At 58.4% G+C, this 24,996-nt stretch carries 25 protein-coding genes, 4 tRNA genes and 2 pseudogenes; 21 read left to right on the top strand and 10 right to left on the bottom strand.

Annotation, left to right across the window (positions count from 1 at the left end):
* A pseudogene (locus tag KGB03_RS20125) lies at positions 1 to 96 on the top strand (IS110 family transposase); the annotation flags it as partial.
* A gap of 42 nt (positions 97 to 138) precedes the next feature.
* Here the strand turns inward: KGB03_RS20125 and KGB03_RS20120 are convergent.
* Both KGB03_RS20120 and KGB03_RS20115 read right to left on the bottom strand, forming a co-directional pair.
* A complete protein-coding gene (locus KGB03_RS20120; RefSeq protein WP_192411036.1) occupies positions 139 to 1,143 on the bottom strand; it encodes an NADP-dependent oxidoreductase in 1,005 nt (334 codons plus the stop codon).
* Positions 1,140 to 1,277 (bottom strand): hypothetical protein, encoded by a 138-nt coding sequence (locus KGB03_RS20115; protein ID WP_223528523.1) that lies wholly within the window; start codon positions 1,275 to 1,277, stop codon positions 1,140 to 1,142. Before KGB03_RS20115 ends, KGB03_RS20120 begins: the two co-directional genes overlap by 4 nt.
* 101 nt (positions 1,278 to 1,378) lie before the next feature.
* On the opposite strand from KGB03_RS20115, the gene KGB03_RS20110 reads away from it, so the two are divergent.
* The 4 genes and pseudogenes from KGB03_RS20110 (at position 1,379) to KGB03_RS31405 (ending at position 5,789) form a co-directional block, all read left to right on the top strand.
* Positions 1,379 to 2,140, top strand: coding sequence for an SDR family oxidoreductase (locus KGB03_RS20110; protein WP_150657097.1), 762 nt, complete (start codon positions 1,379 to 1,381; stop codon positions 2,138 to 2,140).
* A 184-nt stretch (positions 2,141 to 2,324) separates the two neighbouring features.
* Entirely contained in the window at positions 2,325 to 3,716 is a 1,392-nt protein-coding gene (locus KGB03_RS20105) for a PLP-dependent aminotransferase family protein (protein ID WP_223528520.1), read from the top strand.
* Between the two features lie 108 nt (positions 3,717 to 3,824).
* A pseudogene (locus tag KGB03_RS31410) lies at positions 3,825 to 4,928 on the top strand (HAMP domain-containing protein); the annotation flags it as partial.
* Positions 4,908 to 5,789: a methyl-accepting chemotaxis protein gene (locus KGB03_RS31405; protein WP_371317146.1), complete on the top strand. Its 882-nt coding sequence runs from the start codon at positions 4,908 to 4,910 to the stop codon at positions 5,787 to 5,789. The pseudogene KGB03_RS31410 and the gene KGB03_RS31405, both read left to right, overlap by 21 nt.
* Before the next feature lie 582 nt (positions 5,790 to 6,371).
* Here KGB03_RS31405 and KGB03_RS20095 read toward each other — a convergent pair.
* On the bottom strand, positions 6,372 to 7,130 hold the full coding sequence (locus KGB03_RS20095; protein WP_223528518.1) for a hypothetical protein: 759 nt from the start codon (positions 7,128 to 7,130) through the stop codon (positions 6,372 to 6,374).
* Between the two features lie 393 nt (positions 7,131 to 7,523).
* Here KGB03_RS20095 and KGB03_RS20090 point away from each other — a divergent pair.
* The 4 genes from KGB03_RS20090 to KGB03_RS20075 all read left to right on the top strand — a co-directional run bounded on the left by KGB03_RS20090 (position 7,524) and on the right by KGB03_RS20075 (position 7,938).
* A tRNA-Glu gene (locus tag KGB03_RS20090) sits at positions 7,524 to 7,599 on the top strand.
* Between the two features lie 3 nt (positions 7,600 to 7,602).
* A tRNA-Gly gene (locus KGB03_RS20085) sits at positions 7,603 to 7,678 on the top strand.
* 105 nt (positions 7,679 to 7,783) lie between these two features.
* A tRNA-Glu gene (locus tag KGB03_RS20080) sits at positions 7,784 to 7,859 on the top strand.
* Between the two features lie 3 nt (positions 7,860 to 7,862).
* Positions 7,863 to 7,938, top strand: a tRNA-Gly gene (locus tag KGB03_RS20075).
* Positions 7,939 to 7,996: 58 nt separating this feature from the next.
* On the opposite strand, the gene KGB03_RS20070 is transcribed toward KGB03_RS20075, so the two are convergent.
* The gene (locus KGB03_RS20070; RefSeq protein ID WP_218537642.1) at positions 7,997 to 8,866 is read right to left on the bottom strand and encodes a helix-turn-helix transcriptional regulator; all 870 of its coding nucleotides are present in this window, start codon (positions 8,864 to 8,866) and stop codon (positions 7,997 to 7,999) included.
* Positions 8,867 to 9,275: 409 nt separating this feature from the next.
* On the opposite strand from KGB03_RS20070, the gene KGB03_RS20065 reads away from it, so the two are divergent.
* From KGB03_RS20065 to KGB03_RS20010, 12 genes are all read left to right on the top strand, one after another.
* Complete coding sequence (locus KGB03_RS20065) at positions 9,276 to 9,470, top strand: Flp family type IVb pilin (RefSeq protein WP_008152440.1); 195 nt, start codon at positions 9,276 to 9,278, stop codon at positions 9,468 to 9,470.
* 142 nt (positions 9,471 to 9,612) lie between these two features.
* Complete coding sequence (locus tag KGB03_RS20060; RefSeq protein WP_218537643.1) at positions 9,613 to 9,810, top strand: Flp family type IVb pilin; 198 nt, start codon at positions 9,613 to 9,615, stop codon at positions 9,808 to 9,810.
* Positions 9,811 to 9,837: 27 nt separating this feature from the next.
* Positions 9,838 to 10,368 (top strand): prepilin peptidase, encoded by a 531-nt coding sequence (locus tag KGB03_RS20055; RefSeq protein WP_218537644.1) that lies wholly within the window; start codon positions 9,838 to 9,840, stop codon positions 10,366 to 10,368.
* A 2-nt stretch (positions 10,369 to 10,370) separates the two neighbouring features.
* Positions 10,371 to 11,699 (top strand): AAA family ATPase, encoded by a 1,329-nt coding sequence (locus KGB03_RS20050; RefSeq protein WP_218537645.1) that lies wholly within the window; start codon positions 10,371 to 10,373, stop codon positions 11,697 to 11,699.
* A gap of 15 nt (positions 11,700 to 11,714) precedes the next feature.
* Entirely contained in the window at positions 11,715 to 12,530 is an 816-nt protein-coding gene (cpaB, locus tag KGB03_RS20045) for a Flp pilus assembly protein CpaB (protein WP_223528514.1), read from the top strand.
* 78 nt (positions 12,531 to 12,608) lie between these two features.
* On the top strand, positions 12,609 to 13,949 hold the full coding sequence (locus tag KGB03_RS20040; RefSeq protein WP_218537647.1) for a TadE/TadG family type IV pilus assembly protein: 1,341 nt from the start codon (positions 12,609 to 12,611) through the stop codon (positions 13,947 to 13,949).
* 8 nt (positions 13,950 to 13,957) lie between these two features.
* Positions 13,958 to 14,437, top strand: a complete 480-nt coding sequence (locus KGB03_RS20035) for a TadE/TadG family type IV pilus assembly protein (protein WP_223528512.1) — start codon at positions 13,958 to 13,960, stop codon at positions 14,435 to 14,437.
* Positions 14,437 to 14,931, top strand: a complete 495-nt coding sequence (locus KGB03_RS20030) for a TadE/TadG family type IV pilus assembly protein (RefSeq protein ID WP_111451745.1) — start codon at positions 14,437 to 14,439, stop codon at positions 14,929 to 14,931. The genes KGB03_RS20035 and KGB03_RS20030 overlap by 1 nt, the downstream gene beginning before the upstream one ends.
* Positions 14,925 to 16,145: an AAA family ATPase gene (locus KGB03_RS20025; RefSeq protein ID WP_223528509.1), complete on the top strand. Its 1,221-nt coding sequence runs from the start codon at positions 14,925 to 14,927 to the stop codon at positions 16,143 to 16,145. Before KGB03_RS20030 ends, KGB03_RS20025 begins: the two co-directional genes overlap by 7 nt.
* Positions 16,146 to 16,148: 3 nt before the next feature.
* Positions 16,149 to 17,582, top strand: coding sequence for a CpaF family protein (locus KGB03_RS20020; protein ID WP_223528506.1), 1,434 nt, complete (start codon positions 16,149 to 16,151; stop codon positions 17,580 to 17,582).
* A complete protein-coding gene (locus KGB03_RS20015) occupies positions 17,579 to 18,565 on the top strand; it encodes a type II secretion system F family protein (protein WP_218537650.1) in 987 nt (328 codons plus the stop codon). Before KGB03_RS20020 ends, KGB03_RS20015 begins: the two co-directional genes overlap by 4 nt.
* A gap of 29 nt (positions 18,566 to 18,594) precedes the next feature.
* Entirely contained in the window at positions 18,595 to 19,557 is a 963-nt protein-coding gene (locus KGB03_RS20010; RefSeq protein ID WP_218537651.1) for a type II secretion system F family protein, read from the top strand.
* Positions 19,558 to 19,858: 301 nt separating this feature from the next.
* Here KGB03_RS20010 and KGB03_RS20005 read toward each other — a convergent pair whose 3' ends face one another.
* The 6 genes from KGB03_RS20005 to KGB03_RS19980 all read right to left on the bottom strand — a co-directional run bounded on the left by KGB03_RS20005 (position 19,859) and on the right by KGB03_RS19980 (position 24,979).
* Positions 19,859 to 20,128 carry a DUF3613 domain-containing protein gene (locus KGB03_RS20005; protein ID WP_223528503.1) on the bottom strand — a complete coding sequence of 90 codons (270 nt, stop codon included), beginning with the start codon at positions 20,126 to 20,128 and terminating at the stop codon, positions 19,859 to 19,861.
* 18 nt (positions 20,129 to 20,146) lie between these two features.
* Positions 20,147 to 20,857 carry a tetratricopeptide repeat protein gene (locus tag KGB03_RS20000; protein ID WP_192411021.1) on the bottom strand — a complete coding sequence of 237 codons (711 nt, stop codon included), beginning with the start codon at positions 20,855 to 20,857 and terminating at the stop codon, positions 20,147 to 20,149.
* A gap of 119 nt (positions 20,858 to 20,976) precedes the next feature.
* Positions 20,977 to 22,209: a type II and III secretion system protein family protein gene (locus tag KGB03_RS19995; RefSeq protein WP_192411020.1), complete on the bottom strand. Its 1,233-nt coding sequence runs from the start codon at positions 22,207 to 22,209 to the stop codon at positions 20,977 to 20,979.
* A 637-nt stretch (positions 22,210 to 22,846) separates the two neighbouring features.
* Complete coding sequence (locus KGB03_RS19990; protein ID WP_218537653.1) at positions 22,847 to 23,488, bottom strand: LysE family translocator; 642 nt, start codon at positions 23,486 to 23,488, stop codon at positions 22,847 to 22,849.
* A 1-nt stretch (position 23,489) separates the two neighbouring features.
* Entirely contained in the window at positions 23,490 to 24,260 is a 771-nt protein-coding gene (locus KGB03_RS19985; protein WP_218537654.1) for a 2OG-Fe(II) oxygenase, read from the bottom strand.
* Between the two features lie 92 nt (positions 24,261 to 24,352).
* Entirely contained in the window at positions 24,353 to 24,979 is a 627-nt protein-coding gene (locus KGB03_RS19980; RefSeq protein ID WP_223528500.1) for an alanyl-tRNA editing protein, read from the bottom strand.
* Between the last annotated feature and the right edge of the window lie 17 nt (positions 24,980 to 24,996).

Genomic DNA, 24,996 nt, shown 5'->3' with positions numbered 1-24,996 from the left:
ACCACTCAGGCGCTGGTGATGCTGGCTCGCAAGCTTGCTCGGGTGGTATTCGCCTTGCTGAAAGGGCAAAGCGAATATCAGCCAAAAGCCAGTTGAGGGCTTTCCCTCAACCATAGAATCTCCCACATTTGTTTGGCGTTAAACCTTCAACACCAATTTCCCGAAATTCTCGCCGCTGAACAACTTCATCAGCGTCTCCGGGAACGTCTCCAGTCCTTCAACGATATCTTCCTTGCTCTTGAGTTGCCCCTTGGCCATCCAGCCGGCCATTTCCTGTCCGGCGGCGGCGAACTGCGCGGCATAGTCCATCACCACAAAACCTTCCATCCGCGCGCGGTTGACCAGCAGCGACAGGTAGTTGGCCGGGCCTTTGACCGCTTCCTTGTTGTTGTACTGACTGATGGCGCCACAGATCACCACCCGCGCCTTCATGGCCAGGCGACTCAACACCGCGTCGAGGATATCGCCGCCGACGTTATCGAAATACACATCGACACCTTTCGGGCATTCGCGCTTGAGGCCGGCCTGGACGTCTTCGTTTTTGTAATCGATGGCACCGTCAAAACCCAGTTCGTCGATCAGAAACTGGCACTTGTCTGCGCCCCCGGCAATGCCGACGACCCGGCAACCTTTGATCTTGGCGATCTGCCCGGCAATGCTGCCCACCGCACCGGCCGCGCCCGACAGCACCACGGTGTCGCCAGCCTTTGGTGCGCCGACATCGAGCAGGGCGAAATAGGCGGTCATCCCGGTCATGCCCAGCGCCGACAGATAGCGCGGCAGCGGTGCCAGTTTCGGATCGACCTTGTAGAAACCTCGCGGCTCGCCGAGGAAGTAATCCTGCACACCCAGGGCACCATTGACGTAGTCCCCGACCGCGAAGCCCGGATGACTCGATGCAACGACTTTGCCTACGCCCAATGCGCGCATCACTTCGCCGATACCGACCGGCGGGATGTAGGACTTGCCCTCGTTCATCCAGCCACGCATGGCCGGGTCCAGGGACAGGTATTCGTTTTTGACCAGGATCTGACCCGCAGCCGGTTCGCCGACCGGTACTTCTTGATAGGTGAAGGTCTCGCGGGTCGCCGCGCCCACCGGACGTTTGGCGAGCAGGAACTGGCGATTGGTCTGGGTAGTCATGACAGGCACTCAAGATGAATGAAGACTTGTTGATAGACCTTCATGAACGATGCCGCAAGTTTGGCTGATTCGGCGAATGCATATCGATCCAGTGCAGTGATAGTCGAGCTGGTGGTTTTATCACTGTCACTCATGGGCGCCCAACCGGCCTTCTGATAGTGCTGCCGCGCCGCAGGCCCTTGTGGCTAGATTGAGAACACGCGATCCCCCGCATCTTCTCTTCGAGGACATAACAATGAGCATGACGTTTTCTGGCCAGGTCGCCGTTGTAACGGGCGCCGCCAATGGAATTGGCCGCGCGACCGCCCAGGCGTTCGCCGCTGAAGGCTTGAAAGTGGTCGTGGCCGACCTGGACGCGGCGGGTGGTGAAGACACGGTGGCGCTGATTCGTACCGCTGGCGGTGAAGCCACCTTCGTGCGCTGCAACGTCACGCTGGAAAGCGATGTAAAAAATCTGATGGACGAGGTGGTCAATACCTACGGCCGTCTCGATTATGCCTTCAACAACGCCGGCATCGAGATTGAGAAAGGCAAACTGGCCGAAGGTACGGTCGATGAGTTCGACGCGATCATGGGCGTCAATGTCAAAGGCGTCTGGTTGTGCATGAAGTACCAGTTGCCATTACTGCTGGCTCAGGGCGGCGGTGCAATCGTCAACACCGCATCGGTAGCCGGCCTCGGGGCTGCGCCGAAGATGAGTATTTATGCGGCGTCGAAACATGCGGTGATCGGCCTGACCAAATCGGCGGCCATCGAATACGCCAAGAAAAAGATTCGGGTGAACGCGGTGTGTCCGGCAGTGATCGACACCGACATGTTCCGCCGTGCCTATGAAGCCGACCCGAAGAAAGGCGAGTTCGCCAATGCCATGCACCCGGTCGGACGCATCGGCAAGGTCGAGGAAATCGCCAGTGCGGTGCTGTACCTGTGCAGCGATGGCGCAGCGTTCACCACGGGGCATTCGCTTGCGGTGGACGGTGGTGTTACGGCGTTTTGAAACCAGGCAGTTAAACGTAGGAAAAAACCCGCATTCGTGCGGGTTTTTTTTCGGTTCCTTAAAGGCCCCGGACAATGTGTTTCAAATGGTTAGAACTGAGGGTTTTGGTGGCGTTGTCGCACATCAGATCGACCGCTCCTGTGATTAACTGTTTCCCGCAAAACGGACAGGAGTTTGCTTGCTCATGGAGTTGAGAATCGATCGACAGGCATTGGTGCCGGTCGTACAGCAAATCGTCGACGCGCTAGCCTGCTGGCTTCGCCGTGGCGAGGTGCCGCCGGGAACGCGTTTGCCTTCCGTGCGGCAAATCGCCCGGATCAATTTGCTCAGTCAGGCCAGCGTCGCTGAGGCCTGTGAGCGTCTGGTGGCTCAAGGGGTGCTGGCGTCGCGCCAGGGCGCCGGTTTCATTGTCGCCATGCCAGCTCTGGCCGCTCAGGGGCAACAGGATGGCCCCTGGTTCGAGGGGGTAGAGGTGAAGCAGGGCGGCACTTCGGACGAACTCAAACTGGGGTGTGGCGGACTGCCCGAGAGCTGGCGCGAAACTGACGACCTGAGCTACGCGATCCGCCAGGTCAGTCGCACCGACATGACCGGTCTGTTCAACTACAGCACGCCGCTGGGTCTGCCAGCCTTGCGCCAGCAGATCCACAAACGCCTGAAACATCTGGATATCGTGGTGGACGAAAGCCGGATCCTGACAACGGCCGGGGCCAGTCAGGGGCTGGACCTGATCGTGCGGACCTTGTTCAAGCCGGGGGATTGCGTGGTAGTGGAGAATCCCGGTTATTCCTTGCTGTTCGATTTGCTCAGGTTGCACGGGGTCAGCATGTTCGAGGTGCCTCGAACCCCGCGCGGGCCGGACATTGAAGCGCTTGAGGCACTGCTGGTTAAGTACAGGCCTTGCGGGATCTTTATCAATAGCTTCTATCACAATCCCACTGGCAGCAGCCTGGCGCCGGCGGTGGCGCAGCGGGTTGTGCAACTGGCCAAAACCTATGGCCTTCTGGTAATCGAAGACGATGTCTATGCGGATTTTCACAGCGGCCCCGGTACGCGCCTCGCTGCGTTGGGTACCGATGACAACGTGATCTATGTCGGTAGCTACTCCAAAACCCTCAGCAGTTCGTTGCGGGTCGGTTTTGTAGTGGCCGGCGCTGAGGTCATTTCGCGGCTGGCCGAGGTCAAGATGATCAGCAGCATGGGTGCTTCACGGTTTTGCGAGTCGGTGCTGGCAAGCCTTTTAGCCAGCGGTGCCTACCGCAAACTGGTCCAGCGCCAGCGCCAGCGTTTGAGCAATGACAGGGAGGCGGCGTTGCAAGTGCTTGAAGACGCCGAGTGGGAGGTGTTCGGCAAGCCCGTCGGTGGCTTGTTCATCTGGGCGCGATCGCGGATGTCCGACTACGCTCTGGTGCGCAAACAAGCCCAGCGTTTCGGTGTCCTGTTGTCTTCTGCGACGGCATTCAGTCCCACCGCGCAGGCCAGTGACTGGCAGCGTATCAATGTGGCCTATGCCTGTGATCCTCGAGCCCGGGCGTTTTTTCAGGCCACCGCTCCGGATCGACCTCAAGCGTTCTGAAAACGACGCAAGCGTAGCTTTTTGCCATTATTCCGACGCCAGAGACTTGTGTTGATACAGGCCCGTTGCGAATCTGCGTCAACAGACTATGTCAGGGGACTAAGTGCAATGATTTCGGCCGTGCAAGGACGTTTTGCCAACCTCGGTATGGCGAAAAAACTGGGTGTCGGGTTTGTACTGGTGCTGCTGTTGACCGCCTTGGTGGCGGCCATCGGCGTATGGTCCCTGCAAACCATCAGTCAGCGCTTCGACGGACTCAAGCAGATGTCGTCGCTCAACAGCGGTTTGCTCAAGGTGAGACTGCTCGAGCAGGAATACGCCTTGCACGGCAACCCGAAAACCGCTGATGCGCTGCGCGAGGGCGTTGACGGCCTGATCGCCCTGGCAACCCAACTGAAAGCGGCGTCTGCGGCCAACGTGCCGGTGATGAATGACGTCGAGCAGTCCCTGGGGGCTTATCGCAAGGCCTTCGACGAGTTCGTTTCGCTCAGCCAGGCCAAGGACCTGGCACTGGAGATGGCCAGTTGGTCGGTGTCCAGCGTGGCCAACAACCTCGACGTGTTGCAGGCCGGGCTGGCCGATGACGGCGCCTATGCCTTGAAGGAATCCGAAGGCAAGGACGGTGGGCAGTTCATCGAACAAGCCAATCAGGTCAGCCAGGTGTCGCGGTTGATGTTGCAAGCCATGAACGAAGCGCGCGTGCGTCTGGACCAGAGCCGCAAGGGCGACGACAGCGCAGGGCAGGGCAAGATCGAGCAGGCCGACCAGGCACTGACCCAGGCCGAGCAGCTGAAAACCACGGTCAAGGATGAGGGGTACCAGACGGTCCTCAATGAAGTGGTCGGGCACATTGGCGGATTCAGCGAAAAACTCGCCGAGTACACCGGCTTGCTGGCGCAGGAAAAAACCGTCTATGAGCAACTCCATCAGCGCGCTTCTCAGGTGGTGGAGCGGGTGGATCAGGCTTATGTCGCCGAAGACCAATCGATGCAGGCGGAGCTGAAAAAGAATTCGCTGCTGATCATTGGTTCCTCGGCGCTGGCGCTGCTGGTCGGGCTGATTGCGGCCTGGGTGATTACCCGGTTGATCGTGGCACCGCTGCGCAGTGTGATCCGTGTTGCTCAACAGATTGCTTCTGGCGATTTGAGTGCGACGATTGAAGTGACCCGTCGTGATGAGATCGGGCAGTTGATGCAGGCCATGCAGCAGATGGGGGCAGGGCTTAGCAGTATTGTCAGCGGTTTGCAGGCGGGTATCGAACAGTTGGCCAGTTCCGCGCAGTCGCTGTCAGCGGTGACCGAGCAGACCAATCTTGAAGTCAGCAGCCAGAAGGAAGAAACCGAACAGGTTGCTACCGCGATGAATCAGATGACCGCCACGGTGCACGACGTTGCGCGTAATGCGGAGGAGGCCGCTCAGGCAGCGCAGACGGCAGACGGCAAGGTTGAAAGTGGTCAGCAGGTGGTGCGCCAGAGTATGGCGCGGATCGAACAGTTGGCGGATTCAGCCACCTCGGCCAGTTCAAGCATCGAAAGCTTGAGTGCCGAGATCCAGAACATCGGCACAGTGCTGAGCGTCATCAAGAGTGTGGCCGAGCAGACCAATCTATTGGCCCTCAACGCCGCGATCGAGGCGGCTCGAGCCGGCGAGCAGGGCAGGGGTTTTGCGGTGGTAGCCGATGAAGTGCGAGCCCTGGCCAAGCGCACTCAGCAATCGACCGAGGAGATTGAACGACTGGTGAGTGCCTTGCGTTCGGCGGCTCAGTCTTCTGTTCAGCAGATTCAGAACAGTGGCGAGCTGGTGAAGCTGGCGGTGAGTGATGCGTTGCAGACTGAGAGCGCGCTGGGGAGTATTGCAGCGGCAGTGTCTTTGATTCAGCAGATGAACCAGCAGATCGCAGCAGCTGCCGAGGAGCAGAGTTCAGTGGCTGAGGAGATTAATCGCAGTGTCACGAGTATTCGAGCCAGTGCGGATCAGTCTTCGTTGGCGATGCAGGGGAATGCGGCTTCCAGTATTGAGTTGGCGCAGTTGGGGGTTGAGTTGAAGGGGATGGTGGGGCACTTTCGGCTCTGAGGAGTACACCGATCAACTGTGGGAGCCGGGCTTGCTCGCGAAGGCGGCCTTAGAGCCGACCGGGATTTTTGATGGTGTACATATCCGTTTCTGCGGTAACGGCCACTTAGGGTTTCGCCCCTACGGCGACTCACTTTTTTTACAAGCGCCTAAAAAAAGTAAGCAAAAAAACGCTCGCCCCAAGCGTCCGGCCCCTCGCTTAGGCTCGGCGTTCCTTCGTTCCGGCATTCATCTGGGGGCATCGCCTCCGGTCGGCTTCGCTTCGACCTCCTCTCGATGTGTGCGGCTTCGCCGCACGGCGCTTCGCGCCTGCCCCCCAGATGAACACCTCCACTCAGCCTTCCGAAGGGGCGGGTAGATCAAGGTCAAGAGCTGCAGGCGAGCTAACGCTCGGCCTGTTGAGTGGTGAGAAGCGAAAGGTGTACGCCGATCCCCCTTGTGGGAGCGAGCTTGCTCGCGATGGCGGCCTGACAGCCGACCAATTACTCGCAGGTGTCAGCCGGCCTGTCTTTCCTGGATGTACACGCCAAACTCAACGCAAAAAAAAGCCACCTGATCAGGTGGCTTTTCTGCTTTTTGTGATCAGTCGTAGATCACTTTTTTCTTCCAGTCCGCATCGGCCTCGACGTCTTTGAGGCCTTCGGTCAGCTGGTTCACTTCGCCTTCTGCCGGAGCGATGTTGTCCATGACTTGTGCGTTGGCGCGAGCCAGGAGCTTTTCCAGGTATTCCAGCTGTTCGGCGTAAACCTGAGGTTCCTGCTGTTTGCGCAGGTACTGCACGCCCCGTTCGAACGCCAGGCGGGCCTGGCCGGGCTGGTTCTGTTGCAGGGCGTGCTGGCCGAGGTTGTTGAAGAACTCGATGTGCAGCAGGACCAGGATGTGGCGAACTTCGCGGATCCAGCGTTTGGCTTCGTTGGTTGGCAGGAAGCCGTCCTGTGCGGCGCGGGTGATTTGGCCGTGCAGGGCTTCGAGCAGGAAGCGTACGTCCTTGGCTTTGGCTTCGGTCTGGATCGGTGCTGGCGGGTTGTTGACCGGGATCGATTCGCCCTGGCCGACCAAGGCGCTCAGTTCGCCGATCCGTGCCTTGAGGTTGGCGTTGGTTTTTTCCAGATTCAGCAGGCGTTGGCAGACGTTCAATTCCAGACGGGTCAACAGCAGCTTGAGTGCCGGTGTCATCAACTGGCCGGGGAAGGTCTCGGTGATTTCGCCGCAACGACGCAGACGATCGTTGAGCTCAACTTTGGCGCGGGCCTTTTCCAGCTTATTGTTTTCCACCACATGGTTCATGTAGCCAATGGCGATCAATAGTGCGATCCCGGCTACGACTAGCAGGGTGATCATGAGTGGTGTCACCGGTAAGACCTCTTTATGGGGTTCGCGTGCGAGTGTAGTGGCTTGGCATTGGGACGCATAGCGCCGCTCGGCGAGTTGAATCGGCTACTGCACTGCCTGTATCGGCCGCGTTCCTGCTTATATAAGTAATAGCGTGCGAGGTGCACATTGCCATCATCTTGGGCGTGGGTGGACTATAACGTCTTGGCGGGTGCCAGAATATAGGCGTCAAACCCCGGGCGACGGAAAAGTCCGATTAGTGTCTCAAAGCAGGGCGAAGTCATTGATTTAAATAAATTTATATCTGGGGGTTGACGACCCCTCAATCCATCCATAGAATGCGCGCCACTTACAGCGTAAAGCACACAGCGAAACGCGGTAGGAAGTGAATGTTGTACGTGTGTCCCCTTCGTCTAGTGGCCTAGGACACCGCCCTTTCACGGCGGTAACAGGGGTTCGAGTCCCCTAGGGGACGCCATATGCGGGAATAGCTCAGTTGGTAGAGCACGACCTTGCCAAGGTCGGGGTCGCGAGTTCGAGTCTCGTTTCCCGCTCCAATTTTAAACAGCGTTGCTTTCGGGCAGGGCTGAGTGAAACCAGAACCAGCATCTTCGGATGCGGATTTGGGCACTGAAATACACACCATGTGTTTCAGTTAGCGTGTCCCCTTCGTCTAGTGGCCTAGGACACCGCCCTTTCACGGCGGTAACAGGGGTTCGAGTCCCCTAGGGGACGCCATTTGCGGGAATAGCTCAGTTGGTAGAGCACGACCTTGCCAAGGTCGGGGTCGCGAGTTCGAGTCTCGTTTCCCGCTCCATATTTAACAAAAACGCCGCTCAATGAGCGGCGTTTTTGTGTGCGCGTATAAAACCGCATCAACCGCTGAGGCTTTGAACCAGGCTTTCGAGCGCTTCAGTGGTTTTTTCATCGTGCACCATTTGCGCAGCGGCAGTCGCTCTGAGTTGGCGTGCCAAGCGGTATTCGCTGGGCGTGCAGTTTGCGAACTGCTTGAAAGCACGAGCGAAGTAGGAAGGATCCTTGAAGCCGGCCTCATAGCCGATGCTGGTAATAGGCATCTGGCTGTTGTCGAGTAGTTCTTTGGCGAAGTTCATGCGCTTGTTCAAGATGTAATCCGTGAAGCCAAGTCCATTGGCTTCCTTGAACAGGCGGCTGAAGCGAAAGGTCGTCATGCCGCAGCGCTGCGCCAAATCTCTCTGATCAATGCTGTCCCGAAAGTGCTGCTCGATGTACAGCATGATGTTGCTCAGGGCCTGATGTTTTTGGTGCCCGGAGGTCAGCCGGATGCTGTCTGGCAGGGTCGGGGAGTGGTCGATGAGCCGTGTCTTGCGGTGGTCAACAACATTCCGGCGCAGCTCGCAGAGCTGAACTACAGCAGTCAGGTAGCGATTCCTCTCGGTGACCGAGAGGGGGAGCACTATGTATTCCCAGACGCTGGAACGCATGGCCCAGACGGCCAGTTCTTCTGAGTGCTGCACGGTGAACATGGTGATTGGGATGGCCGGTGCGCTGCGTTTGATCTCCAGCAACAGTCTCAGGCCTGGTGTGTCGGGGCGATCGAAATGGATGCAGATCATGTCTGCGTGTTCCCCGATGGGCAGCACGGAGTTTTTCGCCAGTTTGCCGTCGCAGGTACCCTCGAACTGCGCGATGAGTTCTTTCGTGGATCGATCATGAGTCAGATCGAACCATAGGAGCGTTGGCCTTTTGGTCAAGTTGGACGTCATGTCTCTACTCTTGGATTCTTAGCGACTCTTTACGCTAAGCAGTATCGTCAATGTGCCATCACCTTGCAGATTTAATCTCGATATGAAAGTCGGGTTTTAGTTCTATTCGTTCTATGGGTTGCCTGGAAAGCAGCCCAGGCGACTGTTTGCTTATGTGTTTTCGATGAGCCCGGGTCTAACCGCTTATCGCTTGTGAATTAGTGACAATCGCATTTGCCCTGTCATGCCTTATTTACCCCCTCCCGTTACTTCTGCAAGGCCAATGACCCCTATTTGGCCGCTCCGCAAAAAAGTCCTAGCGATGTGCAAAATCCTCCTAACGGCTATGCCTTCACCCTGACTAAGGTTGCATCAGGCAGCGCAAAACGTACTGCTTCCGGAAAAACAACTTTCGAGTGAGGTGGGCAAAATGAACATGCAAACAATCAAGGCTTCGGTAGTGAAGTTCGCCAAAGACGAAGACGGTCTGACCATTGTGGAATACGCGGTGGCGGGTGGTTTGATTACGGTGGCTGTTGCCACAGCGTTCGTGACGCTTGGTGGCCAGGTAAATACCAAGATCACGGCGCTGTGCACTGCGGTTAAAGGTGGCGTCGCCTGCTAATTCCCGCCGGGGGACGCGTCGATGTCCATGGAATAACCGGCTGCCTCTATTTCTGATAGGGCGCCGGGCAACTTTCTTAATGGATTTCGCGTTGTCCCTGCCAACTTACGTTATGAGCGGCATGGCCGCTGGAGTGATCAAAATGACTCTGCAAACAATCAAGGCTTCGGTACTGAAGTTCGCCAAAGACGAAGAAGGCCTGACCATTGTGGAATACGCGGTGGCGGGTGGGTTGATTACGGTGGCTGTCGCCGCAGCGTTCGTAACGCTTGGGGGCCAGGTAAATACCAAGATCACGGCGCTGTGCACCGCGGTCAACGGTGGGGCCGCTTGCCCATAACAATAAGTCGCACTCGGGAGGCGCACCATGTCCATGGAATTGCTGGTTTCGACTGTTTTACTGCTAGGACTACTGGGCGTCGCGGTGGTGAGCGATCTGCTTCGCCACCGTATTCCCAACATGCTGGTCCTGTTGGGCCTTGCCCTGGGAATGGCTGGTCAAGTCTATTCAGGCGGTGTCAGCGGATTGGGTGACAGCCTGTTGGGTATGTTGATCTGTTTTGGGATGTTTCTGCCGATGTACGCCGTGGGTGGCATGGCCGCCGGTGACGTTAAGTTAATGGCCATGGTCGGCAGTTTTTTACCGATTCATTACGCATTGTGGGCTGCCATGTTTAGCCTGATTGCCGGCGGCGTATGCGGTTTCCTGATCGTGCTGTTCCGCGGTCAATTACTTCAAACCCTGGGGCGTTATTGGCTGATTGTGAGGGCGCAGGCTTATCTGGCGCCGACTTCCGATGAAGTAGCCGGCAAGCCTTTCCCTTATTCGATTGCAATCCTGATCGGCACTTTAATCAGCGTCTACTGGCAACTGGTTGCCGGCGGATTGGGAGCTTAGTCATGCACGTCATCGTCGAAAGTGATGCCTACTCCTGCGATCGGGGCGCGGTGCAACGATTGGCTCCTCAGCCATGCACAATCCGCGAGACGGGTCTGACCGACAGTTTTCTCGGTGAGTTGGTGTGCAAGCATTTGTTTGATGCCGGCGTGCTGGACATGTCGCGGCTGGTGGAGCGCCTGGCGCTGACCGGCGCGGTACTTGAAGAGGTCCTGGCGTTTCTGCGCAAGGATGGTCGTGTCGAAGTGCTTGGCCAAGGGAGCCAAACAGGCGGGCAGATGTTGCGTTATGGCTTGACCGAGCGCGGTCGCAGTGCCGCCCGCGATGCCCTGTCGCGCAGCGGCTATATCGGTGCGGCACCCTTCCCGGTGAGTACCTACCGTTCCCTGATCAAACTACAGACCATTCACCATGGTCGCATCAACGCCAACGATATGCGCAATGCCCTCGCGGGCGTAGTGCTCACGGAGGGGATGCTCGATCAGTTGGGTGTGGCGATGAACTCCGGGCGCGCAATCATGATTTATGGCCCTGCGGGTACCGGCAAGACCTATGTCAGCAGTCGGCTGATTCGTCTGTTTGCCGAGGCCATCTGGGTGCCTTATGCCATCGTCATCAACGAGTCGGTGATCGAGATCTATGACCCGCAGGTGCATCAGCGGCTCGATGACAACGCTCAGCAGAACAATCTGATGCTCAACGAAGGGATCGACCGTCGACTGCTGCGCTGCAAACGCCCGATTGTCATTACGGGCGGTGAATTGAGCATGGAGCAGCTGGACGTTCGTTATGACCCTTTCACCCGTCAGTACCAGGCTGCCCTGCAGCTCAAGGCCAGCAATGGCCTGTTCATCATCGACGACATGGGACGCCAGCGCATGGCACCCGCCGAGCTGTTGAATCGCTGGATCGTCCCGATGGAAGAGAAACGCGATTTCCTCAACCTGGGCGGCGGTCGGCATTGCGAATTGCCGTTCGATCTGATTCTGGTGTTTTCCACCAACCTCAATCCTCTGGAACTGGCCGATGAGGCCTTCCTTCGCCGGATTGGCTACAAGCTGCAGTTCGGTTACCTGAAGCCCGAGGAGTACGAAAAGATCTGGCGCCAGGAAAGCGAGCGTCTGGGCATGCCTTATGACCAGCTGCTGGTGCGTTATGTGCTGCAAAGGCTCTATGCAAGTGAAGGCATGCCCCTGGTGCCTTGCCATCCCCGCGATCTCCTGAACATGGCGCTCGATCGTCAGCGTTATATGGGCGGTTCCGGACCACTGTCACCGCAAGATTTGGAATGGGCCTGGCACAACTACTTCGTCCAGCTCAACTTTCTTTGATACGGAGATACTGACATGAGCTCTCGTACTCTTACCCTGATAGGCGTTTCCCTGGTCATGGGCCTTGGAGCTGCATGGATGGCCGACTCCTGGCTGAGCGCACGTCTCAACGCCAGCCCGGATGACCACCTTCGAAGCGTGGTGGTCGCCACGGTAGAGATTCCATTCGGGCAGATGGTCGAGGCCCAGCAGGTTACGACCATGCGCATGCCCATGGACACGATCCCGGACGATGCCTTCGACTCCAGCGAAAAAGCAGTGGGCAAGATCGCTACGTTCGACATCCTGAAGGGCGACATTGTGCGCGGTGCGCGTCTGAGTGAGCACTTGGGTGGCAGCACCCTGGCCTCTTTGATTGCCCCCGACAAACGCGCCATATCGGTACGTGTGGACGATGTGGTCGGTGTGGGCGGGTTCCTGTTGCCGGGCAACCGGGTCGATGTACTGGCGACCAAAACTACTAGTGCCGGCAGTAACAGCGCCGTGTCCAGGACCATCCTTGAAAACCTGCGTGTGCTGGCGGTGGACCAGACGGCAGGTACCGACAAGACCCAACCAGTGGTGGTGCGAGCAGTGACGCTGGAGATGTCGGCTGCCGAGGCAGAAACCCTGGTCACGGCGCAGACGGAAGGCAAGTTGCAACTGGCGCTGCGTAACCCACTGAACCTCGAGAAGAAAACCGCAGCTGTTGCGCCTGTTGCGCCTGTTGTGCCGGCCATGGCTTTGGCCGCCGTCGCGGTGCCAAAACGCGTGGTACAGCGCAGCAGCGGAGAGGGTGGCGGGTCTATTACCGTTATCCGCGGGACCCAAGCCACTGTCGTCAAACGTTGACAGGGCGGTAGGGGTGCCCGGGCACCAAAGCATTGGCGGAGCCGATCCGGATCAGTATCGGTAAACGAGGGCTTGAAGATGAATAATCGTATTCAGCGGCCGTTCACTGCGACGCCATGGCGCCAGGAAGGATCGGTGAGTGTATTGATGGTGTTTGCGTTGGCGGTGATTGGCATGATGGCGGCGCTGGCTTTGGACGGCGGGCATATGATGCTGAACAAAACGCGCCTGCAGAATGCGGTGGACGCCGCCGCCCTGAGCGGCGCCAAAACCCTGAGTCAGGTGGAGGGTGGCAGCAACATTGCCAGCACGACGCGCGCTGCCGCGCTCAGTACGCTGATGCAAAATGCCAATGCCACGGGCAACAATGAATTGGCAACGGCTATTGGCAGCAACGCAGGCACATTTGCAGTGGTGGAACTGGCAAATAGCGTCTATGGCCCGTTCTCTTATCCCGGGCCTTCGGATGCCAAGTACGTTCGGGTATCGGTACCGAACTATAGCCTGACGGGGTTTTTCTGGAACTTCGCTCAGGTATTCGGCTCTGGCGGCCTGGGGGCCAAAGCGGTGGCGGCGATCGCCACCGCTGGACCCAGCCCTACCAGTCCTTGTGATCTCTCACCTTTGATGGTCTGTGGCGACCCGACTCAAAACAACCCGGGCGCTGGCATGTTCTGGGGCTTCCAGTTTGGTGATTTGCAGGTATTGAAGACGGCTGCCGGTAATTCGTCGCCCATTGGTCCAGGCAACTTTCAGTTGCTCGACTTTGGCTCGGGCGGCAGTACCGTCAGGGAGGACCTGGCCGGAGGTGGCAAGGAATGCCGCAGTGTGGGGGACAATGTCCTGACCGCCCCTGGCAACAAGGTCGGCCCTAGCTCTCAAGGCCTGAATACGCGCTTCGGCATCTACAACGGCCCGGTCAGTGCCTCGGACTATCCGCCGGACCTGGTGACCACGTCCAGCAACCCCGCAATCACTTACGACGAATCAGTCTCCCCGCCACAAGCGAAGTACCAGGGGCAAACCGTCACCTCGAGCAACGGCAATCTCACCGCGGGCAGCAACGCGATATTTGACTACAACGACTGGCGTGCGAGCACTGCCGCGTGTGTGGCAGGGGGCAGTGGCTGTCAGAGCAATGGGGTGTTCGAGCGCCGAATGATGAAAGTCGTGGTGGGCAACTGCACCGGCAAACAGGGCGGTTCAACCTCAATCCCCGTGCTGGGTTTCGGTTGCTATTACGTGGTGCAGCCAATGAGCGGCGGCGGCACGGAGTCGCAGATCTTCGGACAGTTCGTGAAGGAGTGCGAGGGCGACAACGTGGCAGGCCCCTCGCCGTCAACCGATACCGGCCCGCAGATCATTCAGCTCTACAAAACCTATCTCACCGGCAGCAGCACTCCGAGCACTGACTCGTAGGAGGCGTCATGAGAATCCACGCGTTTAAACATCCGCAGCGCCAGCAAGGCCTGGCCATGGTGGAATTCACCCTCGTCCTGCCGGTGCTGCTGTTGCTATTGCTGGCCTTCGGTGAGTTCGGCCGCATGCTCTATCAATACAACGTGCTGCTGCAGGCCAGCCGCGATGCCGACCGTTTCGTCGCTAGCCAGGCCTGGAACTCGACGCTTGGTCAGGTCGCTCTGAGCAATACGCTACTGACCCAGACGAAAAACGTTGCGGTCTATGGCGTGCCTGCCAATACCGGGACCGCTGTGGTGTCAGGGCTGACGACTGGCAACGTGGTCGTCGCCGCAGTGGGTACCGACCATGTGCGGGTCACCATCACTTATACGTTCTGCCCGGTGATTGGCGGTGGCAATTGTGGCGGCTCGATTCCGGGTTTCTTTGGTAATCAGATTGCGCTGAGCATTCCGCTGGTTGCCACTACCGTGATGAGGGCACTGTGATGAATAGAAAACACATGCGCGGCACCTATACGGTGGAGTTCGCCTTCATTGGCCTGCTGATGTTCACGCTGTTGTTCGGCGTGTTGGAAATGGGCCGCCTGTACTTCACGGTCAATGCACTGGATGAAGCCGTACGGCGTGGTACGCGCCTGGCTTCGGTGTGCAATATCAGCGATCCGGTGGTTCTGCGGCGGGCGATATTCAATGCCGCGACCGATGCAGGTGCGAGCCAGCTGATCGGTGATCTGGCCACCACCAACCTGACGTTGACCTATCTGGACGTCAATGGTGCTCTGGTGGCCAACCCCGCTGACCTGGTCAGCGTCAATGGTTTTCGTGCCATCCGCTATGTCCAGTTGAGTCTGCAAAACTTCGTATTCAATCTGTTTATTCCCGGGCTCCGCGTGCCCATTACCTTGCCCGCATTCAGGGCAACGTTGCCACGCGAAAGCCTCGGGCGTCATTCCGGTTCCGGGGAGATCACGCCATGCTGAATACCAAGGAAACACCCGTCTCCAGTTCGACCGGCAAAGCCGGGCTCAGGTTGCTGATCAGTAGCCGTGACGCCAGCTCTTTGCGCGACCTGCAGAGCGTCTGCCAACGCATGCCCAGCCTGGAGGTGAGTACTCGCCTGGTGAGCAACGGGCATGTCGACCCGCTCTACGGTCTGGACCGGATGCCCGATCTGTTGCTGTTGCGCGTTAGCGACCTGTGGCGTGAAGAGCTGTCGGCACTGTTGCAGCACCCGGCCCATGAGCGTCCGCCGATGTTGGTGTGCGGACTGCTGAGTGAACAGGAAGCCATGCGCCTGGCGATGCAGGCCGGTGCCCGGGACGTGCTGCCGGAGCCCATCGCCGAGACCGAACTGGTCGCCGCCTTGAATCGTCTGGTCACGGAAGTTCGGACCGGCAGTGGGGCAGAAGGAAAATTGATCGCCGTGATGAGCGCCAAGGGCGGCTCTGGCGGAACCCTGCTGGCCTGCAACCTGGCTCAGCAACTGAGCATCAAGGGTGGCAGCACCCTGTTGCTGGATATGGACCTGCAATTTGGCAGCGTGACGCATTATCTGGATGTGGCGCAGACGCACAGCCACCTGGAGGTGTTGCACCAGATCGACGGCATGGACAGCGTTGCGTTACGCGGTTTTTGCGGTCACTTCAGCCCGACCTTGCATGTGCTGGGCGGTCGAGCCGGTGAGCTGTCCTTGCCGCAGGATACCCAGCCCGAGCAACTGGACACCCTGTTGCAGTTGGCCCGCGCCAGCTATGGCTGGGTGGTGATCGACCTGCCGCGGCAAATCGATCACCTCACCGGCTCTGTGCTGGAGCAGGTGGATCGGGTGTACGTGGTGGTGCAACAGAGCGTCAGCCATCTGCGCGATGCCAGCTCCCTGGTGCGGATTCTTCGCGAAGACCTGGGCGTGCGTGGGGATCAATTGCAAATAGTGGTGAACCGCTATGACAAGGCGGCAGCGGTCAGCCTCAAGGATATCGGCGAGGCGCTGCGCTGCACCAATCTGTCGACGTTACCCAACGACTTCAATCTGGTCAGCCAGAGTCAGAACACTGGCGTGCCGTTGGGGCTGCATGCGCCGAGGGCAGCGATCACTGCTGCACTGCGCAACATGACCGAGGACCTGGTCGGTCAACAGGTGGCCGGCAACAAAGGCTTGCTCAAACGTGCCTTCAACCGTTTTTTCGGGGGATGACCCATGATCAGTGACTTTCGTAACCGCTTGCGCAAACAGTCCGGTAAACCCGCCGCTGCCCAACCGGGCGACGATCTGTTAGATCCGGCAGAGGAAATAATGGCGTGGGAGCGTGCAGCGCCGGACGTTCTTTACGAAACCAGAAGCCAGGTCACCCCGGTGGAGGCCGAGTGGAGGGAAAAGATCTACCAGCAGTTGCTCAAGGTCATGGACCTGTCCTTGCTGGACTCCCTTGAGCAGGCCGAGGCTACTCGGCAGATTCGCGATATTTGCCTGCGCCTGCTCGATGAGCATACGGCACCGGTGAGTACCGTCAGCCGTCAGTTAATCATCAAGCAGATCACCGACGAGGTACTCGGCCTGGGTCCTCTGGAACCGTTGCTGGCCGATCACACTGTGTCCGACATTTTGGTCAACCGGCATGACTCAGTGTATGTCGAGCGCTTCGGCAAACTGCAACGGACCGATGTGCGTTTTCGCGATGATCAGCATTTGCTGAACATCATAGATCGCATCGTCTCCAGCCTGGGTCGGCGTATCGACGAGTCTTCGCCGTTGGTGGATGCGCGGCTCAAGGACGGTTCGCGGGTCAACGCGATTATTCCGCCGCTGGCCATCGACGGCCCGAGCATGTCGATCCGGCGTTTTTCCGTGGACCTGCTCAATACCGACAGCTTGATCCAGGTGGGGGCGTTGAACCCGGCCATTGCCCTGCTGCTCAAGGCGATTGTCCGCGGGCGCTTGAACGTGCTGATTTCCGGCGGTACTGGCAGCGGCAAGACCACCATGCTCAATGTGCTGTCCAGTTTCATCCCGCACAACGAGCGGATCGTTACCATCGAAGACTCAGCCGAACTGCAGTTGCAACAGCCCCACGTGGTACGCCTGGAAACCCGGCCTTCGAATATCGAGGGGCGTGGTGAGGTGAGCCAGCGGGAGTTGGTGCGCAACAGCTTGCGGATGCGTCCGGACCGCATTGTGATCGGCGAAGTGCGTGGCGCCGAGGCGCTAGACATGCTGACGGCGATGAACACCGGTCACGACGGCTCGTTGACCACGATCCACGCCAACACCGCACGCGATGCGCTGGGGCGGATCGAGAACATGGTGTCGATGACCGGGGCGACCTTCCCGATCAAGGCCATGCGCCAACAGATCGCTTCGGCCATCGGAGTGGTGATCCAGCTGGAACGCCAGGAGGACGGCAAACGTCGCCTGGTCAGTGTGCAGGAGATCAACGGCATGGAGGGCGAGATCATCACCATGACCGAAATCTTCTCCTTCGTGCGCCAAGGCATCGGCGAAAACGGCGAAGTACTGGGTGATTTTCGGCCCAGCGGCATGATCCCGGCCTTCCGCGATGTGCTGGCCAAGCGCGGCATCGAGTTGCCGCTGACGATGTTCAGGCCTGAGTGGATGGAGGCACGGCAGTCATGAGCCATATTCCTGGTGAATTCATTCTGATGTTCCTCGGCATGGTGTTTATCGCTGTGTTCCTCCTGTCCCAGGGGGTGGTAGTGCCGGTGTTCGGCGAGGCCGGCAAGATGCGCAAGCGCATCCGCGGCCGTTTGCACATTCTGGAGAAAGCCAACAATCTGCCCAACATGCAGACGGTGTTGCGGCAGAAATACCTGACGCGCTTATCGCCACTGGAGGCCATGCTCGAGCAGTTGCCCTTTATGGCGAGCCTGACCCAAGTGATCGAGCAGTCCGGTCATGAATATCGTGCTTATCGGGTGCTGTTGCTCGGGCTGTTCCTGGGCGCCTGTGCAGGCATCTCGGTCTTGATGATCTCGTCAGTCTGGTGGATGGCGCTGCTGGCGGGCTTCGGAGTGTTCTGCGTACCACTGCTGAAAATATCTCGTGACCGTGGCAAACGCTTCGCTGAGTTTGAGGAAGGCCTGCCGGATGCACTGGATGCCATGTGCCGTGCGCTACGCGCTGGACACCCGTTCAACGAAACCCTGCGCCTGGTCGGCGAGGAGCATAAGGGGCCGGTCGCTCAGGAGTTCGGTCTGACCTTCGCCGATATCAACTATGGCAACGATGTACGTCGGGCCATGCTCGGCCTGCTTGAGAGGATGCCGAGCATGACGGTGATGATGCTGGTGACCTCGATCCTCATCCATCGCGAGACCGGCGGTAATCTGACGGAAGTGCTGGAACGTCTGAGTCGGCTGATTCGCGGGCGCTTTCGCTTTCAGCGCAAGGTCAAGACCCTGTCGGCCGAAGGGCGGATGTCGGCCTGGATACTGGTGGCGATTCCCTTCGTGTTGGCGATTGCGATCATAGTCACCAGCCCCAGTTACCTGCCTGTGCTGGTCAATGATCCCATGGGCCATAAGCTGATCATCGGGGCGTTCAGCGCCATGTTGCTCGGGATTCTCTGGATACGCAAAATCATCCGGATTCAGGTTTAAGCGGTATTCGCTACCGGGAGGTAGAGATCATGGACTTTTTGCTCGGGTTGTTCAGTCGGGTCACGGGGAGCGAGGAGCTGGCGCGTCTGTTGTTCATCGCCTCGATCGGTTTGAGTACGGTGCTTGCGGTCGTCGCCGTGATCTTGCTGATGATGGGGCTTCAGGATCCGGTGCAGCGTCGTCTGGCGCTGATCAAGCGTGGTCATTTAGGCAACACCGCAGGACAGGAGGCTCCGGGTAATCTGCAACTGTTGCTGGAGCGGGTCGGCCAGCACTTTGGCTCGGCCGAATCGGCTCAGACGTCCGTCACCCAGACCCTGTTGATACATGCGGGGTACCGTTCCTCGTCGGCGCTGCAGATGTACTGGGCTGTGCGCTTGATGTTGCCGCTGTTATTGATCGGTATTACGTTGCTGCTGTTGCCGATGATTCCCAAGATGTCCCTGATCATGGGGTTGCTGTTGGTGGCCATGGCGGCCGGTATCGGATGGTTGGTGCCAGCGCTCTATGTCGCCAAGCGTAAGCAGTTGCGACAAGGTCGGTTGCGTGCCGCGTTTCCGGATGCGCTGGATCTGATGGTGGTGTGCGTGGAGTCGGGCCTGGCCCTGCCCTCGACCATCGAACGGGTGGCTGAGGAGATGTCGGTCAGCCAGGCCGAACTGGCTGAAGAACTGGCCCTGGTCAATGCGCAAATCCGCGCGGGCATTTCCAGTACCGAGGCGCTCAAACAGCTGGCCCTGCGCACTGGTCTGGATGATGTACAAGGGCTGGTCAGCCTTTTGGCGCAGAGTATCCGCTTTGGTACCAGCGTGGCCGATACCCTGCGCATCTATGCCGACGAGTTCCGTGACCGGCGTACGCAGGCCGCCGAAGAGATGGGGGCGAAAATCGGCACCAAGCTGATATTCCCACTGATTTTCTGCCTGTGGCCGAGCTTCTTTCTGGTCGCTATCGGCCCTGCCATGATCGGGGTGTTGAGAGCATTCGGGTGAGGTAAACGGTCGGAGGCTGTCGAGCGCGATGGCCTTTCCCCCCCCCCGAGCCTGATCTGCACTTTCCTGTCATGGATCTACACATTTCCCGCAGGCTGCGATCATTTGATTCAGAGGACCAGGCTACGAATTGCCTGGGTCCTCGGAATCAAATGATCGCAGCCTGCGACCGCTCCGGGGTAATCCGGCCAGGGTTTAATAATGTGTAGAGACCACTGCTTTCCTGCACACGACATTAAGCCCGGCTTTGCAGCCAGGCTACTCTGGACTACGCCAGAGGCTGATCACCCATAGACAGGCCTCAGTTGCTGGTGGTGATTTTCCCCGCTGCATCCTGGTTAAAAAACTCCGGAATCGGGTAGTTGAAACTGTTCAGCAAGCGCTGCATGGCCAGCTCACGTTCGGTGGCCGAAGCGGTTTGCAGGTTAGGGGAGGCCACCACACCGCGAATCTGCAGCTGCATCCATTGTTCGGTACCTTGTTGCTGCGCCGAAGAGGGGCCGGGCTCAATCGCCCAAGCCGTGGTAGTCAGGCAAGCCATGCACACGATCAACAGCCTTTTGGTATTCATCTCGACTCCTCGTACGTTCTACTTGATCGCACTGGAAGAGGCATCGGCTACCTCAGTCCGGCGATTCCCCTCGGAAGCCACCACCTTGTTGGCGGAGGCCTTGAGTTTTTCCGCGCGGATTTGAGCCTCGGCGAATTGCTTGGGGCTCAAGTCGGCGCGGGTCACGAGTTCGGAAGCCGCCTTCCAGTTATCCTGGTAGATCAGCAACGTCACCATATTGAGTGCCGCCAGTGTATTTGCCTGCTTGAGTTCCATGGCGGTCATGAACTCAAAACGCGCTTCCGGGATCCGTCGCTGATTGAGGTAGACGACCCCCAGGTCATTACGCATCCTGTCGTCAGTGGGGTCCATCTTCACCGCATTCTCAAGGTGAGCGGCTGCGGCGGCGTTATCATTTTTTTCTGCGGCCAACTGGCCCAGACCATGTTCCCCATCAGCAGCCAGACAGGTGCCGAGCAGACTTTGATACAACGGCCCCGCCTCGCTACGCCCCATCAAGCGCAGCACTCGAGCCTTGCGCAGGCGAACCTGGACCAGGTTATCGGGCAATCCTTCCAGATTCGCCAGGCTGGCATACAAACGGCCTTCGTTGGCCATGTTGTCGGCCAGGTTCAGGGCCAGTTCTTGATCAGAGCCGGGCTTGGCACAGCTCGCCGGTCGCGAAGACAGGCCATTGCTGGCACAACCTGCGAGCATTATTGTCGCCGCTATTGCAATGACTGCTTTCATCGAATGTCCTCTGGCTACAACACGTTGAACGCCTGGCCAATGGCAATGAAGCTGGCCTGGCAAGTGTTCAACATCACCGTTACGAGTGAGGGCGAGGCACGTCTGGTTCAGGCTTCGGTTCATTGCGAGAGCCCACTGAGACTGTCGAAGTTGCCATTTTCCAGGAAGAACATGCGGTAGAAGTTCGGGTCGTAATTGCGCAGTTGCTCGCCAGGCAATGACGGTAGTTGTGCATTCGCAGCCAGTGGCTGGACCAGATGGGGGGTGACGATCATCAGCAGTTCGCGCTCTTCACGGTTGATGCTGTTGTCGCGGAAAAACGCGCCCAGAATCGGAATATCGCCCAACCCCGGAAACTTGTTCACCCGGGAATCGTTGTGGGTGCTGATCAGGCCGCTGATGACGAAGCTTTCGCCGTCGGCCAGAGAGATGCTGGTATCGGTACGGCGTACGGTCAGGGCCGGGACGATCGTGCCGGCGATGCTCACTGCGTTGGTGAAGTCCAGTTCACTGACTTCCGGTGCCACCTTCAGCGCGATACGGTTTTTCCCGACGATGGTCGGCGTCAGGGTCAGGCGGATACCGAACTCCTTGTACTCGATGGACACGTTATCGCTGCCTGAACTGGGCACCGGAATCGGTACTTCACCGCCGGCCAGGAAGCTCGCACTCTGCCCGCTGAGCGCTACCAGGCTTGGCCGCGCCAGGGTGTAGGCGAAACCACTACCCTCCAGCGCGTTGAGCGCCACCAGGGTATTGCCGGTAGCAAAACTGAGGTTGAACATGTCGTTGTTCACGGGCAGCGACGGCCTGACAATGCCGTTGATGGTGGGCAGGGTTCTCGGCGAGCCGAACAGGAAGTTGCCCCGGACGCCGAAAATCGAGGCGGAAGCTTCCTTGAGCTTGGTCCGGCTGACTTCAACGAAGCGGATATCGGTCTGCACCTGGCTTGGCAGCAGCGGGTCGTCGGAAGGCACCGACGGCACGCTGGTCAGCGCCGCGGTGGCCTTACCCTTGACGAACACCATGCTTTGGCGCGGCGTTTTCGAACAGGCGGTCCAGACCATCAGGCTGGTGGTCCCCGGTGCAACGCCCGTGAGTATGAAGGCGTTGTTGCTACTGTTTGCACTGGATTGCACGTCGGCAATTTTCGGGTCACCCACCGCCAGTTGTGTTATCGGAACGGGGCTGCGCAATTCACTTTGCAGCCCCTGGCCGACCTCATACGTTGTCGGCCAACTGTCCAGTTGCGAACAATTGTTCGGCGCGGCCTGAGCCGCATTCACGCTGAGGCCTGTCCAGAACAGGCCATGGATGATTCGCTTGAAAGCGGGCACGGGACGAAGGCTCATTTAATACATCCTCACTGGATAGGCCATCTTTAGGCTGACTGATTTGTCACGGATCACTTCACGGGGACCGGACTATCCCCCCCAATGCGTCAGACCACTTGTCCATGGTCTTGGTGTTATTCCTTACGTGCTACACACGAGCGAGCGCAATTCGCTGATCTGGCTGGATAGCGAGCGACCTTTGCTAAAACGGTTTTTAGTGATCCGGTTACCTGGACTGCTCGCCAGAGCGAAACTTGCGGCTATGGACGGTACTGTCCGCCGACTTGGCTCCCCCGGAAAGTAATCGGCAATGAAGGTACAGAGCCGGAAAACGCCTGACAGGATCATAGAGAGGTAACTCCTTTTGCCTATTCACCATCTGATCACTGAAGCTAACGTGAAAACTCGAGCCGTTATGACTTCTTATTGCTTCAACGTTAGTTCAATCAAACCAAAGTGCCATGATTTTTAAAAAAAACCACGGGTGCAAAGACTGGAGAAAGGCGGGCGGGAGAGCGGTGCAGGCAAGGTCATAGCGCAGTGCGGTTGCCTGATATTGACGGGTTATGCTGAGTGTCCAGTCCGTAGAACCGTACGAACGGTGGTGTGAGAGGACGGCGGCTGTAAAGCCGCCTCCTGCTCGATTCACGGGTATTTACATCGACAAAATCAACCGGCCGGCAAACAGGATCAGGATCACTCCCATGCTCCGTTCGAACCAGTGCCCCAGGCGCATGAACAGCAATCGCACCTTGCTGCTTGAAAAGAACAGCGCAACGATGACAAACCACAGTGCGTTCACGAAACACATCCAGAGACCGTATAGCGCCTGAATCTTGAGTGGTGTCGTGGTGCTGATGATCGTGGTGAAGATTGCCAGGAAAAACAGTGTCGCCTTGGGATTGGTGGCATTGGTCAGAAACCCGGTGGTAAACGCTTTTAGCAGTGTTTGCTCGACCATCGGTTCGTCTGCATTTTTTTCACCCTCCGGCATGGATTTGGGTTGGCTGCGCAGCAGGCTTACGCCGAGGTACAGAATGTAGGCGCCGCCCACGACCTTGGCCACGGTCAACAGCCAAGGCGTGGTGTGCATCAATGCGCCGACGCCGAACAGGGTGTAAAGCACATGCACGGAAATGCCCGCACCGATGCCCAGCGCGGTACAGATCCCCACCCATCGACCGAAACGCACGCTCTGGCGGATGGTGACCGCAAAATCCGGTCCGGGGGCGACGACGGCCAGAAAGTGGATAGTTGCCAGCGCCAGGAACTCGCCCAGGTAATTCGAAAGCTGCATCTCAACTCCAGAAGGTAAGGGGTGATGCGTTGCCGCGATAGCCGACAAAGAATGAAAGGCTTAAGCGCGGATCGGCCACGCCCGGTGTCACCGAGTGCATGCGGCGTGAATTGAACATGATGAAATCTCCCGGATCCGGACGAATCTCCAGGGTCGGCGGGCCGAGCAGGGACGGATCGATGCCGTAATTGTCGCCGCGCATGTCGTCGAACTGCTCCGGGGAAATATCGTCGTCCCACATCTGTAGCGCGCCGCCCTCGATCGGCATGTTGAGGTAAACATTGCAGGCGAACTGCGACTCCAGACTTCGCGCCTGGAAACTGTCCGGGGCATCCTTGGCGAAAATGTCGTGATGGGCCAGAAAGCACACACCGGGTTTCACTACCCGTGAAAGCCCGACGTACATTTTGCGACCGTAGAGATTTTCCAGGTGCGCACCCGCCGGCCAGGACTCGTCGAGCATGCAGCGCAGGGTGTCGACCGGGGACGAGTAGGGCGCACAGCGACTGCGCAACTCCGCGATGTTACGGGTGGCACGCTCGAAATAATCTTCGATCAGGAGCGGCTGGTTTTCCGCTTCGTAAAACGCCATGCCAATGCGACCGATACTCGGCGCATTGATGTATCCCTCGAAGCCAGGGGCGAGGATCTTGTCGCCAATCTGAATCGCCAGCGGTCGGGGCAGAAAGCCTTTGACGCGCACGGCGAGGACTTCTTTATTGGCCAGTTTTTTTATGCACGTCTCATCGAGACGCTCGACGTCAAGCATCATGTCTTAGGTCCATCTATCAGATAGTCAACAGAACCCGCGAACGCAGGCTCCCCCGGCGTCAGGCGATGACAGGAACGGCATCGCCCAAATGCTCAATCCACGCTGTAGTGGACTGACAGCGTTCCCTTCTTCAGTGAAAGGGACGCGATCGTGACCGTGCCCAAATCCTTCAGGCTGCGTACATGGGTGCCGCCACAGCCGTAGGCGGGCAGTTCACCGAAACCGATTTCCCGGGCGCCTTCACGCATCGACGTCAGGCGCGGCAGATCATGGGCGATCCACTGCTCGATGCCGTGCTGAATCATCTCGGCATCAACCTCTTTTGCCGACTCTGCCGGTTTGAATTGCACGCGTCCTTCGCCCGGCCAGTGATGAGCCTTGATCGGCATCCAGCCCATGGCCTGGACGAAGTGGCCGATCAGGTGGCCGGCGGAATGCATGCGTGAATTGAACTGGCGGCGTTGTTCGTCGACCCGAATCTGAGTCATGCCCGGTTTTACCGGATGGTCGACGAAATGAATGATCCGGTCCGGATCCTGAACAACCCGCAGTATTCGGCTTTCGCCGATCCAGCCGGTGTCAAAGGGCTGTCCACCGCCCTGGGGGTGAAACAACGTGGCGCGTAGCACCACGGCAAATTCGTTCTCGTGGGGCGTGCAATCCAGGACTTCCACATTAGCCTTGAGGTCATCACTATGGAAAAAGAGGCGAAGCGTCATATTCCATGCCCTTATTA

This window comes from Pseudomonas sp. BF-B-26 (assembly GCF_019956495.1).
In the GTDB taxonomy this organism is placed as follows: domain Bacteria; phylum Pseudomonadota; class Gammaproteobacteria; order Pseudomonadales; family Pseudomonadaceae; genus Aquipseudomonas.
The sequence above is the reverse complement of the archived record's forward strand: the minus strand, read 5'-3'. Positions and strand labels throughout refer to the sequence as shown.